Below are 16423 nucleotides of genomic sequence, written 5' to 3' on the forward strand. Positions count from 1 at the left end.
CCCTTTGCCGGGAAATGCCAAGGGCCGGCGGTTTCCCTAAAATGCGAGCGACCCGATTAGAGCGACTGAAAGCGGGGGCTGTTACGAAGGGGTGAAAAGTCCCGCACACAGGTCCCGCATTGATGGCTCACAAGAAATCCTCGACGACCGATATCGCGCTCCGCGTCGCAACCGCCATGAAGCAGATGGGCATCGATGGCCTGCCGCGCAATTACGAGCTGGTCTACGAGGCCTATGCCGGCTGCAACCCGGATCTGGTGCGCGATTTCATCGCGCTCGGCAAATACAAGACGCAGGCAGCCCTCGACGAGCTCGGGCGCAAATACCTGCCGCACCAGCACGAGGCGAGCGTGCTGCAACGCTCCGCCGGCGCGATCAGCAGCGAGATGGGCAATTTCATGGAGCTGCTCAGCCAGGAGCGCACGTCGCTGTCCGACTATGGCCGCCTGATCGGTGAGGCCTCGCAGGTCATCCGCAGCGCGGCGGGCGAGGGCGCGCTCGGCTCGTCGCTCGAAGCCCTTCAGCGGGCGACCGAGCTGCGCGTCACCCACACGGCGGAAATGGCGGAAAAGGTCGCCGCGCAATCGGCCATCATGGACGGCATCCAGAAGGAGATGGCGGAGTTCGAGGCGATGAAATTCGTCGATCCGCCGACCAAGCTCGGCAACCGCCGCGCCTTCAACAAGGCGCTCGCCCGCATCTATTCCAATCCGGACCTGCCGATGCTCTGCGGCGTCGCCGTCGCGGAGGTCGATGCCGACCGCCGCTTCTCGCCCGCCCAGATCGAAGCCCTGTCGGAGCATCTCGTGAGCTTCTACGGCGGGCTGATCCGCCAGGTCTTCCCGGCCGGCGAGCTTGCCGTGCGCATCGATGGCCTGCGCTTCGGCTTCCTGTTCCACACCGCCGACGAAAGCGAGGTGACGCGGCTGATCGACCTGCTGCGCGCCGCCTTCCAGACGATGGCGCTGCGTGATCCGCGCACCGGCCGCAACCTCGGCCACCTGACCCTTTCGGCGGGCGTCTGCATGTCGGACCGCGCCGACAGCGCGCTCGACATCTCGTCCGCCTGCGAACGGGCGCTTGCGGAGGCAAAGGGGGCGGGCGGGGATCTCGTGATCGTCTACGGCCGCGGCGACGAAGTGCCGGCGGGCAAGGAATGGCTGCTGTATAGAGCCTAAAGCATGTCGCGCAAAAGTGTGCAGCGGTTTTGCGATAACGACATGCGTTCTAGCTTCAAATGGCGCGGATGATCTTGCGGAGCGCTTCGTCGCGCGCGCCGAGCATCAGCACGTTCTTCATGGCAAGGGCAGGGTCGTCCGTGCGGAAAATCACGCCGTTGCCGCGCACCTTGCGGTCGATCTGCAAGCGGCCTTCCTCCTCGCCCGGCACGATGGCGACGGCGAAATACATGCGGCCGGGCTTCTGCGAAATGCCGGCGAAGAACTGCTCCTCGTCGCCGATGTCGGCAAAGAAGTTTGCCATGTAGAAGGCCCATTGCACGCTCTCGAATTCGGCAAAACGCGAATTGGCGACGGTGATGTGGCAATAGCCGAGATGCGGCGTGTGGGCGAGCGTGCGGTGGAAGATCAGCTTGGGAAACTGGATCGACCGGTGGAAGCCGTTGATGCGGTCATGCGTGACTGTGCCAGCTCGCTCCAGCTTGCGGCCCGTTCGCTCGGCCACCTCCTGGTAGGTGAGGTAGCGCTTCTCGCTCGGCAGCCAGTCGAGGTTGCGATCGATGCGGCCGGTGCGCAGGAATTCCGTGTGCACGGCGGATTTGGGCGGGTTCGCGCGCTTGTAGGCGACGGCGTCGTAATATCGGAACTTCGTCTGCTGCACGTGGCGAGCACCCCATCCTAGCGCCTTGATCGCTGGGAAGTTTATGCAAACGACGTTAAACAATCCTTTCCTGTCCGCTCCCCATTCCTTGCAGGCAAGGGCACCGGGTCGCAATATGACAAGCGCATGATCGTGAGCAGCAAACTGCCAAGGGGATGGGCACCCTGCCGCAAAGCTAGGCATATCACCCTGACATATATGCAGAAATCTTGGCGTTCCGCTTTTTAACCACGCGAAAATCCTGTCGCCAAATCATGATGGCATGTCGTTTTTCGACATGTCGCGCGACGATTCTTGCGGTTAGATAAGCACACTCAAGGTGCCAAGTTCCCGAAAGGAGCCTGGAGAATTGGGAAGCCGGTTAAAATCCGGCGCTGCCCCCGCAACGGTGTTGGAGCAAGACGCGGCATACGTCACTGGACGGGAGGTCTGGGAAGGCGCCGCGACGGTTCGAAGAGGAATGACCCGACAAGGTCATGCCCCGCAGAACGCTCCTCAGCCCGGAAACCAGCCTGGAGAAACGATCGTGACTGGCTGCGGCGGGCGGCTGGGAAGCGTGCATTCCGTGCGGTTCGCCGCCCGGATGCCGTCTTCTTCCGTGCGCCTCAGCCCCAATTTAGATTATCCGAGGATCCGGCATGGACATTCGCAGCGACGTGCTCCGCAAGCTCAAGAACCGGCGCGATGGCTACAGCCTCGAGCAGGCCTTCTACATCGACCCCGACCACTACAAGCTCGACATGGAGACGATCTGGTATCGCGACTGGCTGTTCATCGGCCATGATTGCGAGATCCCCAAGGCCGGCAATTATTTCACCGTCCAGGTCGGTGATTATCCCGTCGTCATCACGCGCGACCGCAAGGGCACGGTGCGCGCGCTGCACAATTCCTGTCGCCACCGCGGCTCGCGCGTCTGCAACCAGCAGAAGGGAACGTCGGCAAAACTCGTCTGTCCCTATCACCAGTGGACCTATGAACTCGACGGTTCCCTGCTCTTCGCCCGCCACATGGCCGAGGATTTCGACAAGACGCAGCACAGCCTGAAGCCGATCCACTGCGAGACGGTCGGCGGCTACATCTTCATCTGCCTGGCCGATCAGGCGCCGGATTTCTCCGCCTTCCGCAATCTGGTCGAGCCCTATCTCGCGCGCCATCGCCTCGGCGAGACCAAGGTCGCCTTCGAAAGCACGATCATCGAGAAGGGCAACTGGAAGCTCGTCTGGGAAAACAACCGCGAGTGCTATCACTGCGCCGCCAACCATCCGGAACTCTGCCGCACCTATCCGGAAGCCCCCAGTGCCACCGGCGTGCAGGGCGCCAAGGACGATCCCGTCATCGCCGAGCACTGGGCGAAATGCGAGGCCGCGGGCCTGCCGAGCGAATTCAGGATGTCGCCGACGGGCCAGTTCCGCGCCGCGCGCATGCCGCTCATCCAGGACGCCGAGAGCTATACCATGTCCGGTGCGCGCGCCGTCCAGCGCCCGCTGTCGAGCGACGTGCTGGAGAGCCATATCGGCACGCTGCTGCTCTTCCACTATCCGACGACGTGGAACCATGTGCTGGCCGACCATGCCATCACCTTCCGCGTGATCCCGCTCGGCCCCGAACGGACCCAGGTCACCACCAAGTGGCTCGTCAACAAGGATGCGGTGGAAGGCATCGACTATCGTCTCGACGAACTCACCCATGTCTGGACCGAGACCAACGACCAGGACCGTCGGATCGTCGAGGAAAACGCCTTCGGCATTCGCTCGCCCGCCTACCAGCCCGGCCCCTATTCGCCGGAGGACGAAGGCGGCGTCATGCAATTCGTCGAATGGTACGCCAACTTCATGATCGAACGGCTCGACGGCGCCAAAAAGCCGCTCTCGCGGGTGGCCTGACATGACGGTCGCGAGCCATTTCCACCATTTCGACGAACTCTATCCGTGGAACGATCGCCAGCACCTGCTGGAATGCATCGCCGTGACGGCGGAGACGACGGATGTGATGACCTTCACCTTCCGCTCGGATCGCGACAACTGGTTCCGCTACCTGCCGGGCCAGTTCGTTACGCTGGAGCTGCCGGTGGCGCCGGACGATCCGGTGATGCGCACCTACACGCTGTCTTCGACGCCGTCGCGCCCCTTCGCCGTCTCCGTGACGGTGAAGGTGCAGAAGAATTCGATCGGCACGCGCTGGATGTTCGACAACCTGCGCCCCGGCGTGAAGCTCAAGGCCTTCGGCCCGCTCGGCGACTTTTCCTTCGTGCGCTATCCGGCGGAAAAGTATCTCTTCATCTCGGCCGGCTCCGGCGTGACGCCGATGATGTCGATGACGCGCTGGATGTCGGATTGCGCGCCGCAGTCGGATGTCGCCTTCGTCACCTGCGCGCGCAAGCCGGAGGACCTGCTGTTCAAGGCGGAGCTCGAATGTCTCGCCGCCCACATGCCGAACCTTGCGCTCGGTTTCGTGGTCGAGGGCCACAACCCGCGTGACGGCTGGCATGGCCTGCGCGGCCGCATCGATGCCGCCCGGCTCTCGCTGCTGGCGCCCGATTTCCGCGATCGCACCGTCTTCTGCTGTGGCCCGGAGCCGTTCATGCGCGGCGTGCGCGATATGCTGAAGGTCTGCGGCTTCAACATGGAGCGCTACCACGAGGAGAGCTTCCAGCCGGCCGCCGCACCCGCGCCCGAAGAACTCGCCATTCGCGGCGGCCCGGGCGAGGTGGACGCCGAGGCGATCTCCACCGTCACCTTCACCATGGCCGGCAAGGACGCCAAGTGCCCGCCCGGCCAGACCATCCTGCAAACCGCCCGCGCGGCCGGCGTGCGCATCGGCGCCGCCTGCGAGGGCGGCCTGTGCGGCACCTGCCGGGTCATGAAGGTCTCGGGCGAAGTCGACATGCGCCACAACGGCGGCATCCTCGACGACGAGATCGAGGAAGGCTACATCCTCGCCTGCTGCTCGCGCCCGATCGGGGATGTGTCGATCGAGGCGTGAAACTCAGAAATCCTGGTAGTTCAACGGCGTCACGTCGACCACACGCTGGCCAAGCGCCGCAGTCGCCGCGCCCTTTGCGGCGAGGCCGGCGCGCACTTCGGCCGTTACCGTCACCGGGAACGACGCTGTCGTGCCGGAAGCGAGCGTGACGGCGCCCGTCGTCTGCGCCTCGGCGCCGATAGATGCGGCCGCTTCGACGGTCGCCTGCAGCGCGCCGCCGGTGGGGATGGAGGCTGTGAGCATCTCGTCCACGGGCTCGAAGGGTTTTTCCGGCACCAGGCCGCCGAAGGCCCAGGCCTTGCCGAGTGCGGCCTTGCTCATCGGCGCGACGTTGACGTCGATGTCGTTGAGCGCGCCCTTCACGCGGTAGGGGCAGCGGCGCTTCGAGCAGTTGACGCCGGCGGAGAACTGCCAGAGCGCATAATTGTCCCAGTTGCCCATCGGAAAGGCGCCCTCGATGCCCGGCTTGTAGCGGGCATACCAGAGCGGCAGACGCGACAGGATGCGGTATTCGTCGCGATGGGCGGCGATGTAACGCGCGGTCGAATGGTTGGTGTAGAGCACCGGATAGCGGCCCGTGCGCGTCTTGATATGGCCGGCAAAAACCTGCGCATCCGCAAGCGACATGTAGGTGTCCGGATCGATGCCCTCGATATCCAGCACCATCATCTCGTCATCCTGCGGATTGGCATAGTCGAGGAAATGATTGGCCTGGTCGACCGGGTTGCCCGGTCGGGCGAGGTGATAGGCGCCCCAGAGCAGGCCCTTCGAGCGCGCGAGCAGCCGGCGGGTCTCGTAGAGTTCGCGGCTCACCGCATATTTGCGCCACATGGTCTTGCAGTGCGCCACCGTATCGCCGCTGTGCTCGCCCTTGCAGCTGTAGCTTTCCGGCAGGCCGTCGGAGGCCTTCGAGATGAAGCCGGCGATGCGCTTGTCGGACAGCATCTCCGACCAGTCGATCTCGTTCAGCTCATAGGCATCGATGACGATGGCGTTTTCCGGCTTTCTCCACGGTTCCACATCGACCGCGCGGGCCGAAAAGGGCAGGGCCGCCAGCAGGATGAGGGCCGCCAGGCCGGAAAGATGCTTCGGGTTCATGGACGCTCCTGTTCGAATCCCGCGCCGGATCAAGCGAGCATGGTGAACGAGACATGGTTAACGGAGCGCTAATCCGCCCAAGGTTCCAGAACAAGGCTCCCGAATTTGTGACGAGCCGAGCCATTGAAACGCGCGCGGGAAGACCGCATATGGAACGAAAGGGACTCTCGTGCGTTTCGCGTTCAAATTGCCATTCGAGCAAATGCTGAAGGGCACGCCTAGGGAGAATTGTCATGAAGTTTATCAATAAAGTCCTTGCGGTGGCGATGTCGGCGCTTTTCGCCGCCACGCCGGTCGTGCCGGCGAGCGCCATGCCGCTTCCCGTCGCGAAGATCCAGTCGACTGCGACCGAAGGTGGAACCTCGGTGCAGCTCGTGCGCGACCACAACCGCCGTATCTGGCGGCGCGGGGGGAGCACCTGGCGCGCTGAACGCTTTGACCGCGGCCGCAACTGGAGCAACAATCGTGGCTATCGTGAAAGCCGCCGCTGGCGCGGTCGTGACCGTAATGTCGGCTGGCGCGGTGACCGCGGCTACCGCAACGGTTGGTATCGTGGCCACCGCGGCTACCGCTACCAGCGCAGCGGTTACCGCTACCACAATGGCTTCTGGTTCCCGCTGGCCGCATTCGGCGTGGGCACCGTCATCGGCGGTGCGATCGCCAACGACCGCGGCTATGTCGGTGGCGGCGGCTCGCATGTGAACTGGTGCGCAAACCGCTACCGTTCGTATCGCGCCTACGACAACACGTTCCAGCCCTATGGCGGCCCGCGTCGCCAGTGCATCTCGCCCTATAGCTAAGGGTTGATTTTAAAGTGCCGGACGGTCCCCCCGGCACAGGAAGCAGGCTGACCGGTCTAATCACCGGCCGGCCTGTTTCCGTTTGGGGATTTGCGTGGGAAAAGTTGACGTTTACGTAAAAATCAATAATCTGCCCGCCAGCACGTCGTGGAGGAGGATAGACATGTACAAGGCGCCGGTCGAGGAGATTGCGTTCACGCTGAAACACGTGGCGGGGCTGGCACCCGCGCTGGAGGGCGGCCATCTCGGTGATCTCACGGATGACCTCGTCGATGCGATCCTCTCCGAAGCCGGCCGATTCGCCACCGAGGAGGTGGCCCCGCTCGCCGAGATCGGCGACAAGCAGGGCGCCCGCTTTGTCGACAGCGCGGTGAAAATGCCCGACGGCTGGCCGGCGCTCTACAAGGCCTGGGCGGAAGGTGGCTGGAACTCGCTGACCGCTTCTCCTGATTTCGGCGGGCAGGGGCTTCCCCATATGCTGCATGTCGCGGCGCTCGAAATGTGGAACAGCGGTTCGATGGCCTTTGCGATCGGCCCGACGCTGACGATCGGCGCGATCGAGGCGCTGACGGTGCACGGTTCCGACCATCTGAAATCCACCTATCTGCCGAAAATGGTCTCGGGCGAATGGATGGGCTCGATGAACCTGACCGAGCCCCATGCCGGCTCCGACCTCGGCGTGATGAAGACCCGCGCCGAACGCCGCGACGACGGCACCTATCGCCTGTTCGGCCAGAAGATCTTCATCACCTATGGCGAACACGACTTTACCGACAACATCGTACATCTCGTCCTCGCCCGCCTGCCGGATGCGCCGGCCGGCACGCGCGGCATCTCGCTCTTCCTGGTGCCCAAATTCCTCGTCAACGAGGATGGTTCGCTTGGCCCCCGCAACGATGCCTATTGCCATTCGATCGAACATAAACTTGGCATCCACGCCTCGCCGACCTGCACCATGATCTATGGCGACGGCCGTTTTGGCGAGGAGGCCGGCGCGATCGGCTGGCTGGTGGGCGAGGAAAACCGCGGGCTCGCCTGCATGTTCACCATGATGAACAATGCCCGCCTTGCCGTCGGCATGCAGGGCGTGGCGATCGCCGAGGCCGCGACGCAGAAGGCGCTCGCCTATGCGAAGGACCGCACGCAGGGCAAGGCGCCCGGCTGGCAGGGCTCGGGCATGAGCCCGATCATCGAACACCCGGATGTCGCCCGCATGCTGCTGACCATGAAGGTGCTGACCCAGGGTGCGCGCGCCATCACCTATGCCTGTGCTCATGCCGTAGACCGGTCGCATGGCGAGGAGGCAAAACACTGGAGCGAGCGCGCCAGCCTGCTGACGCCGATCGCCAAGAGCTTTGCCACCGATGCCGGCGTCGATGTCTCCTCGCTCGGTGTGCAGGTGCATGGCGGCATGGGCTTCATCGAGGAGACGGGGGCCGCCCGCCTGTTCCGCGACGCCCGCATCGCGCCGATCTACGAGGGCACGAACGGCATCCAGGCGATAGACCTCGTCACGCGCAAACTGCCGCTGTCGGAAGGCGCCCATGTGCGCGGCTTCATTGTCGAATTGCGCGAGATCGCCGCCAAGGCCGGGGCCGCCAACACGCCCGCGGTTGGCGAAACCGGCGCCCGCCTGGAGGCCAGCATCGCCGACCTCGAAGCTGCCACCGAATGGCTGCTCACGACACTCGCGGAAGGAAAGCAAGCCGAGGCGCTCGCCGGCGCCACGCCCTACCAGCGCCTCTTCGGCCTCGTCCTGACGGGCGCCTACCTCGCCAAGGGCGCACTCGCCGACGGCGGCGACGGCCGCAATGCCGAACGCGCCGCGCTTTGCCGCTTCGCCGCCGAAAACATCATCGGCGAAACGGCGGCTTTGCGGGATCGCGTGATGTCGGGTGCCGCGAGCCTCGCAGCGGCGCGGGCGGTTCTGGGCTGAGGCAGTCGCTACCCCCTCTGCCTGCCAACGTTCCCCCTGATGGGGGAGATTGGCAGGGGGTTGGAACCCTGCTCAAATCGAAACGACGCGCCCGGCCTGTCCGGGGAGCCTGCCGAGGGCGGCACGGACATCATTCGGAAGAAGAGGACACTATGACCGACCACATCCTGATCGAACGCCCGGAAAACGCCCCCGGCGTCATGGTGATCCGTCTCAACCGCCCCGACAAGAAGAACGCCATCACGCGCGCCATGTACCAGGCGATGACCGATGCGCTGACGGCAGGCGACGCGGACGAGGCGGTGCGAGCGACCGTCTTCCTCGGCTCCGAGGGCTGCTTTTCCGCCGGCAACGACCTCAACGACTTCATGGCCTTCGCCATGGGCGGCACGATGGGCCGCGAGGTGATCGATTTCCTCCATGCACTCGCCGCCCACGGCAAGCCGCTGGTCTCCGGCGTCGATGGCCTGGCGATCGGCATCGGCACGACGATCCACCTGCATTGCGACCTCACCTATGCCTCGATCCGCACGGAGTTCCGCACGCCCTTCGTCGACCTGGCGCTGGTGCCGGAGGCGGCCTCCAGCCTGCTCGCGCCTCGCCTGATGGGCCACCAGCGCGCCTTCGCGCTGCTCGCCGCGGGCGATGGATTTTCCGCGACTGCCGCGCGCGATGCGGGCCTCGTCTATGCCGTCGTCGAACCGCGTGCAGTCGAAGAACAGACGCTTGCCGCCGCGGCGCGGCTTGCCGCCAAGCCGCCGAAGGCACTCGCGATCGCCCGCAACCTCATCCGCGGCGACCGCGGCGAAGTGGCGACGCGCATCGACGAGGAGGCGGGGCTTTTCGCCGCACAGCTGAAAAGCCCGGAAGCGCGCGCCGCCTTCGAGGCCTTCATGGCGCGCCGCTGAGCGGATTTCCGTAGCCGAAAGGGGCCGGCTGCAATTTGTGGTCTATCAATTTTAAGAGGGCCTTAAACACGTTTTCCTAGGGTGCGGCCATTCTCCGGTGCTCCGTGCCGGCGGCCGCATGATGCGCCCGACACTCGCCTTTCCGGCATGCCGTTCAGCACCATGCGCCCGCCGTCCTGGCGAGGCGCTTCCGAAGGAACATCGCGCCCATGTCCAAGCGCTCCAATCTGATGACGCGCATCCTTGTCGTCGCGTCGCTCGTCGTCATCGCCGCCTTCACCGGCTTCTCCCTCTATATCGACAGCTTGCAGCGCGGCGTGCTGACGAACTCCGTCGAGGAAAGCATCGACAGTTCCGGCAAGCAGGCCGCCCAGAGCATTGCCAATTGGCTGAACGCCCGCGTGGCGCTGACCGAAATGGCCGGCAACGCCGCCGGCAAGGCCGCCGGCAAGGCCAATGACGCCGCCGGCATCGAGGCCGTTCTCCAGAACGACGTGCTGGTCGGCCAGTTCATGACCACCTATGTCGGCGACGAGGCGGGCACCTTCACCATGTGGCCGAAGTCGGACATGCCGGAAGGCTACGACGCGCGCCAGCGCCCCTGGTATCAGGATGCCGTGAAGGCGAATGGCAGCGTGCTGACGGAGCCCTATACCGACGCCTCCACCAACGACCTGATCATCAGCGCCGCGACCCCGGTCAAGCGCGACGGCAAGCTGCTCGGCGTCGCCGGCAGCGATTTCTCGCTGAAGTCGCTGGTCGACATGGTCAACTCGGTCGATCTCGGCGGCACGGGCTTCGCCTTCCTCGTCAACAAGAACGGCCAGATCCTCGTGCACCAGGACAAGGCGCTGGTCACCAAGTCGCTCACCGATGCCTTCCCGCAGACGACGCCGGCCATCGGCGGCGGCATCACGCATACGGACTATGCCGGCAAGCCGGTGCTCGTCTCCTTCGTGCCGGTCACCGGCCTGCCGTCGGTCGAGTGGTATCTCGGCTTCACCATCGATAGCGGCATGGCCTATGCGGCGATCGACCAGTTCCGCATCGCGGCGACCATCGCCACCATCCTCGCCGTCGTCGTCATGATGGGCTTCCTCGCCACCGTGCTCTCGCGCCTCGTCGTGCGCCCGGTCACGGACATGACGGGTGCCATGGACAAGCTCGCCTCGGGCGACGTCACCACCGAAATTCCCGGCCAGGAGCGTACCGACGAGATCGGCCGCATGGCCGCCGCGGTCGCCGTCTTCCGCGCCAATGCCATCGAGCGCACCCGTCTCGAAAACGCCGCCGAGGAGGGCCGCGTGCTTTCCGAAAGCGAGCGCCGCGACCGCGAAGCCCTGAAGGCCCGCGAAGTGGCCGAAATCCAGCACGCCGTCGAGGCGCTGGCGGATGGCCTCGGCCGTCTTGCCGAGGGCGATCTCGCCCACCGCATCGACGCGCCCTTCGCCGGCCATCTCGATCGCCTGCGCACCGACTTCAACCACTCCGTCACCAAGCTGCACACGGCGATGACGACGGTCGGCCAGAACGCCCGCGCCATCGATGCCGGTGCCACGGAAATCCGCTCGGCCGCCGACGACCTCGCCCGCCGCACGGAACAGCAGGCCGCCTCCGTCGAGGAGACCGCTGCCGCACTGGAGGAGATCACCACGACGGTCAAGGACTCGACGCGCCGCGCCGAAGAGGTCGGCTCGCTCGTCTCGCGCACCCGCACCGGCGCCGAAAAGTCGGGCGAAGTGGTGCGCCGCGCCGTCTCGGCCATGCAGGGCATCGAAAAGTCCTCGGGCGAGATCTCCAACATCATCGGCGTCATCGACGACATCGCCTTCCAGACCAACCTGCTGGCGCTGAATGCCGGCGTCGAGGCCGCCCGTGCGGGTGAAGCCGGGAAGGGTTTTGCCGTCGTCGCGCAGGAAGTGCGCGAGCTCGCCCAGCGCTCGGCCAACGCGGCCAAGGAGATCAAGGCGTTGATCACTGCCTCCGGCGAACAGGTGCGCTCCGGCGTGGCGCTGGTCGACGAGACGGGTGCGGCGCTCGAAGCGATCGTGCGCGAGGTGCAGGAGATCAATGGCCACGTCAACGCCATCGTTCTCTCCGCCCGCGAGCAATCGACCGGCCTCCAGGAGATCAACACCGCCGTCAACACCATGGACCAGGGCACCCAGCAGAACGCCGCCATGGTGGAAGAACAGACCGCCGCCAGCCACGGCCTCGCGACCGAAGCAGCCGCCCTCAACGCGCTGCTGGCGCAGTTCCGGCTGGGTGGCGGCGCAAGCTACGCCGCCACGCCATCCCGCCGCGCGGCATAATCCGCAGTCTCACGTTAAGAAAAAGGCCCGGGATCGTTCCCGGGCCTTTTTATTTTGGCATTTCCGGTCAAGGCCTTAGCGGGTATAACCAGGTTCCGCATTGCTGATACGAGGACGCGAAGAATGGGTGAATTGGAGGGGCGAACGGTCGTCATCACGGGTGCAGCACGCGGGCTGGGCGCAGCACTTGCCACGTCTCTGGCGGAGGCGGGGTGCAACCTGGTCCTTTGCGCCCGCAACCTCGCGGCGCTCGAAGCGGTGGCCGATGGGATCGCCAGCGCCACGGGCCGCCGCCCCGCCTGCATCGCCATGGATCTCGCCGAGAGCGAAAGCGTGCGCCAGGCGGTCGATGCGATCACCCGCGCGCACGAGCATATCGACCTGTTGATCAACAACGGCGCGATGTGGCTGGAGGCGCGCGACGAACCGCTCCCGGTCGAGACGGTCCTCGGCGTCATCAACTCCGCCGTCACCGGCACATTCCTGTTCAGCCAGGGCCTTCTGCCGCTTCTCCGGCGCTCCGCCAACCCGGATATCGTGACCATCGGTTCGGTCAGCGGCCTGGCGAATGCGATGCTCGACGGCGTTTCCGTTCCCTTCTACGCGGCCAAGCGGGGCCAGACGGCGATTGCGGAAGGGTTGCGGCAAATGCTGTCGGGAACGCCCGTCCGCTCGATCATCCTGCACCCGCCGGATCTGGACGACATCCAGCCCGGCGAACCCGCATGGGCGGAGGCGCCCGGGCGGGCCAAGAGCGCGCGCGCCACCAATCGGGATGTGGTGGAGGCCGTGCTGTTCGCCGTCACGCGTCCGCGCAACGTGTCGCTCTCCATCGTGCTGGATGCGGATCATGGCGGGGTGTTCCCCGGCTAGAGCATTTCCAGCCGAAGCGGCATCGCTTCGGCGTCGGATAATGCGCCAAAACAAAAGCCCAGAGCATTTCCGGCTCACCTTAAATGCTCTAGGTCCGCCTACTTCTCCAGCACCGCCACCGCCTCGACATGGGCCGACCAGAGGAACTGGTCGATCGGCGTCACAAGGCGGATGCGGTAGCCGGCGGCTGTCAGGATCGAAAGGTCGCGCGCGAGGCTGACGGGGTTGCACGAGACGGCCACGATGGTTTTTACGCCGGAGCGGGCGAGTTCCTTGCACTGGTCTTCCGCGCCGGCGCGCGGCGGGTCGAAGACCACGGTGTCGAAAACCTTCAGTTCGGAGGTCATCAGCGGGCGGCGGAAGAGGTCGCGCTTTTCCACCGTCACGGGCTTCAGGCCCTGCGTGTTGCGCGCGGCCTGGTCCAGCGCCTTCAGCGCCTTCTCCTCGCCCTCCACCGCATGCACCTTGGCCTGTCGGGCGATACGCAAGGCAAAGGTGCCGGAGCCCGCAAAGAGGTCGGCGACGCGCTTGGCCTTGCCGAGGGCCGCCAGCACCAGATCGGCCATCGCGTCCTCGGCCGGCTTCGTCGCCTGGGTGAAACCACCGGCCGGCGGGGAAACACGCACGCCGGAAAAATCGATCACCGGCCGCTGCGGCTCGATCAGGATCTCGCCGTCACTGGAAACCCGCGCGATGCCGGGCAGCGAAAGCACGCAGGCGGTGACGGCACGCCGTTCCTTGTCGCCCACCTTCTTGATGCCCTCGAAGGCGAGGTCGAGGCCTGCGAGCGTCTCCAGCACCGTCACGCGAAACGGTTCGCTGCTGGTGGCGATGGCGCCCGCGACGCGGCGGATCGCGTCGAGCCGCGAGATGATGCCGTCGCTGGAGATCGGACAGTGGTCGATAGAGACGATGTGGTGGCTGCCGGCCTGGTTGAAGCCGAGCAGCACGGCCTTTTCCGTCTTGCGCGCGGTGAAGACGACGCGCCGGCGCTCGCCCGGCCGGGCGATGACGAGCGGCGCCACCTCGGGCGTCAGGCCCTTGGATTTCAGCGCATTGACGACGAGTTCGCGCTTGAAGGCGTGGTAGAGCGCGTCGCCCGCATGTTGCAGCGTGCAGCCTCCGCAGATGCCATTCTTGCCGTCCGGGCCGAAATGCACGCAGGGCGGCTCGACGCGCTCGGGCGAGGCGACCGACATCGACATGACCGTGCCAATGTTCTTCACGCGCGCCACGGCGACCGTTTCGCCGGGCAGCGTGAAGGGCACGTAGACCGGGCCACCGGGCGCCTCCGCAATGCCGTCGCCGCCCGAGCCGAGCCGAGCGATGGTCAGCGTCTCCGTCGTCATGGCTTGCGGCCCCCGAGCAGGAACTCGACATTGCCGTCCCCGCCGGTGATCGGCGAGGGCAGGAGGCCGAGGCTCTTCCAGCCCATGTCCTCCACCAGCCAGCGCTCCAGCTCCGCCGCAACCGCAGGCGCGCTGTCCGGGTCCTTCAAGAGCCCCGCCTTGCTGATCGCCTCGCGGCCGGCCTCGAACTGGGGCTTGACCAGCAGCACGCAGAAGGCGCCGGGCTCGGCCATTTCAAGGGCCGGCGGCAGCGCCAGCTTCAGCGAGATGAAGGAGACGTCGGAGACGACGGCGCCGATTTCGCGCCCTTCGAGATGATCCTCGTCGAGCACCCGCGCATTCAGCCCTTCGTAATTGGTGATGCGCTCGTCAGCTCTCAGCCGCGGGTGAAGCTGGTCGTGGCCGACATCCACCGCGATGACGTGGCTGGCGCCGCGCTCCAGCAGGATATCGGTGAAGCCGCCGGTCGAGGCGCCGATGTCGAGGCAATCGAGCCCCGCCGGATCGAGGCCGAAGTCGTCGAGCGCCGCCTTCAGCTTCAACGCTGCGCGCGAGACATAGGCCTGCGCCGGATCATCGATCTCGATGACGGCCGAGGCGGGGAAGGTGGAGCTCGGCTTGGTAACGGTGCGGCCGTTGACCTTGACGGTGCCGCGCGAAATCGCGTCGCGCGCCCGCGAACGGCTGGCAACGAGACCGGCATTCAGCAGGAGCTGGTCGAGGCGGATGGTTTCTGTGGGTTCGGACATCGCCTCTCATGACGCCTCGCGCCGCAGGTGGCAAGCCCCGCGCGCTGCATTCCACCCTTTGGGAGGGCCGGATGTGCCCTTCGCCGTCAGAGCCAGATGATACGGCCCGGGAAATTTTGCAGCGAATCGATGTCGATAAGGGCGGAAATACCTTGCGGCTCCGCTTCCGGCCGCGCTGCGCGCACGATCACCGGATCGCGGCCGATCTCGTGCGATTTGCGGATCTCCGGCAGCTTCTTCTGCAGGATGGCCAGCGCTGCGGCCTCGATGGCCGGGTCATGCGACGGCCGTTCGTCGGCCGCCGCGATGGAGGCATGGCAAAGCGTGGCGGCGAGAGCCGCAAGCAGCGCGAAACGCATGATGGAAAATCCCTGTCCGGTCTTTCTTTTCGTTGAGCCGGAACCTAGCAGCCGGAGGTTTCGGAACGCCCAAGGGATGTGGTTACGCGGTTGCAAAACGGGATGGTTGAGAAAGCGTGACCGCGTTTCGCGCTTGCTGCGCGGTGTCGTTTCGGCTGATATCGCGACCGACAGACATCTTGCGAGGACATCCATGAACGCCGCTCTCCGCCTTGCTCCGCTGCTTCTCGCGCTGTTTGCAGCGCCGGCGCTCGCCAACGACACGATGGCGGAACTGAAGACGGGCGGGTTGACCTTCGTGCGCACGCCGGAGGTCGAGATGACGAGCGAGGCCCTTTTCATCTCGCCGGAGGAAATCCGCGTCGACTATGTCTTCACCAACACGTCTCAAAAGGATGTTTCCGGCCTCGTCGCCTTCCCGATGCCCGATATCGGCGGCGATCCCTATGCGAATGTCGCGATGGGCGATTTCGAGACGGATAACTATCTCGCCTTCACGGCATCACAGGACGGCAAGACCGTCGCCGTCAATCTCCAGCAGCGCGCCTATGCCTCGGATATCGACGTGACCGAAGACCTTAAGGCCAGCGGCGTTCCGCTGCTTCCCTTCGCGACGGCGACGAAGGACGCGCTGAAAAAGCTCCCCGAGCATGTGGCGGCCGACTGGATCGCCCGCGGGCTCATCTTCATCGACACCTACGACAATGACGGCAACGGCATGAAGGACTACCGCACGCCGCTCTGGTCGCTGAAATCCGTCTATTGGTGGCGCACGACCTTCCCGGCGGGCAAGGAGGTGAAAGTCCAGCACCGCTACAAGCCGAGCGTCGGCGGAACGGTGGGCATCAGCTTCCTGGAGGAGGGGGCGGCAAAGGGTGAGCGCTATGAGGACTATGTGAAGCGCTACTGCATCGAGGAAAACATCGTGCGTCGCGCCCAGCAGTCGGAACAGGACATGCAGGCTGGAAAATCCTACCTCTTCGAGAACTGGATTTCCTACATCCTGACGACGGGCGCCAACTGGTCCGGCCCGATCAAGGATTTTTCGCTGACGATCGACAAGGGCGCGCCGGAAAACGTCGTCAGCTTCTGCGGCGAAGGCATCAAAAAGACGGGGCCGACGACCTTCGAGATGAAGGCGAAGGATTTCACGCCGGCAAACGAGATCGACATCCTGCTGCTGAAACCAAGCACCGCGCAGTAGGACCGGGCGGCGCG

General features: G+C 65.3%; 14 protein-coding genes and 1 riboswitch. Of the genes, 9 read left to right on the forward strand and 5 right to left on the reverse strand.

Features of this window, described 5'->3' with window-relative positions:
* Positions 1–122 precede the first annotated feature (122 nt).
* A complete protein-coding gene (locus tag GB927_RS17950; RefSeq protein WP_256118564.1) occupies positions 123–1178 on the forward strand; it encodes a GGDEF domain-containing protein in 1056 nt (351 codons plus the stop codon).
* Positions 1179–1233: 55 nt separating this feature from the next.
* On the opposite strand, the gene GB927_RS17955 is transcribed toward GB927_RS17950, so the two are convergent.
* Positions 1234–1839 (reverse strand): DUF6656 family protein, encoded by a 606-nt coding sequence (locus GB927_RS17955; RefSeq protein ID WP_256118565.1) that lies wholly within the window; start codon positions 1837–1839, stop codon positions 1234–1236.
* Between the two features lie 300 nt (positions 1840–2139).
* Positions 2140–2369: riboswitch (cobalamin riboswitch) on the forward strand.
* A 108-nt stretch (positions 2370–2477) separates the two neighbouring features.
* Between GB927_RS17955 and GB927_RS17960 the strand changes: the two genes are divergently transcribed.
* Both GB927_RS17960 and GB927_RS17965 read left to right on the forward strand, forming a co-directional pair.
* Entirely contained in the window at positions 2478–3722 is a 1245-nt protein-coding gene (locus tag GB927_RS17960) for an aromatic ring-hydroxylating oxygenase subunit alpha (protein ID WP_256118566.1), read from the forward strand.
* A gap of 1 nt (position 3723) precedes the next feature.
* Positions 3724–4821 carry an FAD-binding oxidoreductase gene (locus GB927_RS17965; protein ID WP_256118567.1) on the forward strand — a complete coding sequence of 366 codons (1098 nt, stop codon included), beginning with the start codon at positions 3724–3726 and terminating at the stop codon, positions 4819–4821.
* 3 nt (positions 4822–4824) lie between these two features.
* On the opposite strand, the gene GB927_RS17970 is transcribed toward GB927_RS17965, so the two are convergent.
* A complete protein-coding gene (locus tag GB927_RS17970) occupies positions 4825–5919 on the reverse strand; it encodes a glycoside hydrolase family 25 protein (RefSeq protein ID WP_256118568.1) in 1095 nt (364 codons plus the stop codon).
* A 233-nt stretch (positions 5920–6152) separates the two neighbouring features.
* Between GB927_RS17970 and GB927_RS17975 the strand changes: the two genes are divergently transcribed.
* The 5 genes from GB927_RS17975 to GB927_RS17995 all read left to right on the forward strand — a co-directional run bounded on the left by GB927_RS17975 (position 6153) and on the right by GB927_RS17995 (position 12748).
* Entirely contained in the window at positions 6153–6719 is a 567-nt protein-coding gene (locus GB927_RS17975; RefSeq protein ID WP_256118569.1) for a BA14K family protein, read from the forward strand.
* Positions 6720–6882: 163 nt separating this feature from the next.
* On the forward strand, positions 6883–8655 hold the full coding sequence (locus GB927_RS17980; RefSeq protein ID WP_256118570.1) for an acyl-CoA dehydrogenase family protein: 1773 nt from the start codon (positions 6883–6885) through the stop codon (positions 8653–8655).
* 152 nt (positions 8656–8807) lie between these two features.
* Positions 8808–9563, forward strand: a complete 756-nt coding sequence (locus tag GB927_RS17985; RefSeq protein ID WP_256118571.1) for a crotonase/enoyl-CoA hydratase family protein — start codon at positions 8808–8810, stop codon at positions 9561–9563.
* Positions 9564–9772: 209 nt separating this feature from the next.
* Positions 9773–11875 carry a methyl-accepting chemotaxis protein McpU gene (mcpU, locus tag GB927_RS17990; RefSeq protein WP_256118572.1) on the forward strand — a complete coding sequence of 701 codons (2103 nt, stop codon included), beginning with the start codon at positions 9773–9775 and terminating at the stop codon, positions 11873–11875.
* Positions 11876–11998: 123 nt separating this feature from the next.
* Positions 11999–12748, forward strand: a complete 750-nt coding sequence (locus tag GB927_RS17995; RefSeq protein ID WP_256118573.1) for an SDR family oxidoreductase — start codon at positions 11999–12001, stop codon at positions 12746–12748.
* Positions 12749–12846: 98 nt separating this feature from the next.
* On the opposite strand, the gene GB927_RS18000 is transcribed toward GB927_RS17995, so the two are convergent.
* The 3 genes from GB927_RS18000 to GB927_RS18010 all read right to left on the reverse strand — a co-directional run bounded on the left by GB927_RS18000 (position 12847) and on the right by GB927_RS18010 (position 15400).
* Entirely contained in the window at positions 12847–14097 is a 1251-nt protein-coding gene (locus GB927_RS18000) for a class I SAM-dependent RNA methyltransferase (RefSeq protein ID WP_256118575.1), read from the reverse strand.
* The gene (locus GB927_RS18005) at positions 14094–14846 is read right to left on the reverse strand and encodes a TlyA family RNA methyltransferase (protein ID WP_256118576.1); all 753 of its coding nucleotides are present in this window, start codon (positions 14844–14846) and stop codon (positions 14094–14096) included. Before GB927_RS18005 ends, GB927_RS18000 begins: the two co-directional genes overlap by 4 nt.
* 86 nt (positions 14847–14932) lie before the next feature.
* Positions 14933–15400 carry a hypothetical protein gene (locus tag GB927_RS18010; protein WP_256118577.1) on the reverse strand — a complete coding sequence of 156 codons (468 nt, stop codon included), beginning with the start codon at positions 15398–15400 and terminating at the stop codon, positions 14933–14935.
* Between GB927_RS18010 and GB927_RS18015 the strand changes: the two genes are divergently transcribed.
* Positions 15399–16409 carry a DUF4424 domain-containing protein gene (locus tag GB927_RS18015; protein ID WP_256118579.1) on the forward strand — a complete coding sequence of 337 codons (1011 nt, stop codon included), beginning with the start codon at positions 15399–15401 and terminating at the stop codon, positions 16407–16409. The genes GB927_RS18010 and GB927_RS18015 overlap by 2 nt on opposite strands.
* Positions 16410–16423: the final 14 nt, after the last annotated feature.

This window comes from Shinella lacus, from assembly GCF_010994755.1.
In the GTDB taxonomy this organism is placed as follows: Bacteria; Pseudomonadota; Alphaproteobacteria; order Rhizobiales; family Rhizobiaceae; genus Shinella; species Shinella lacus.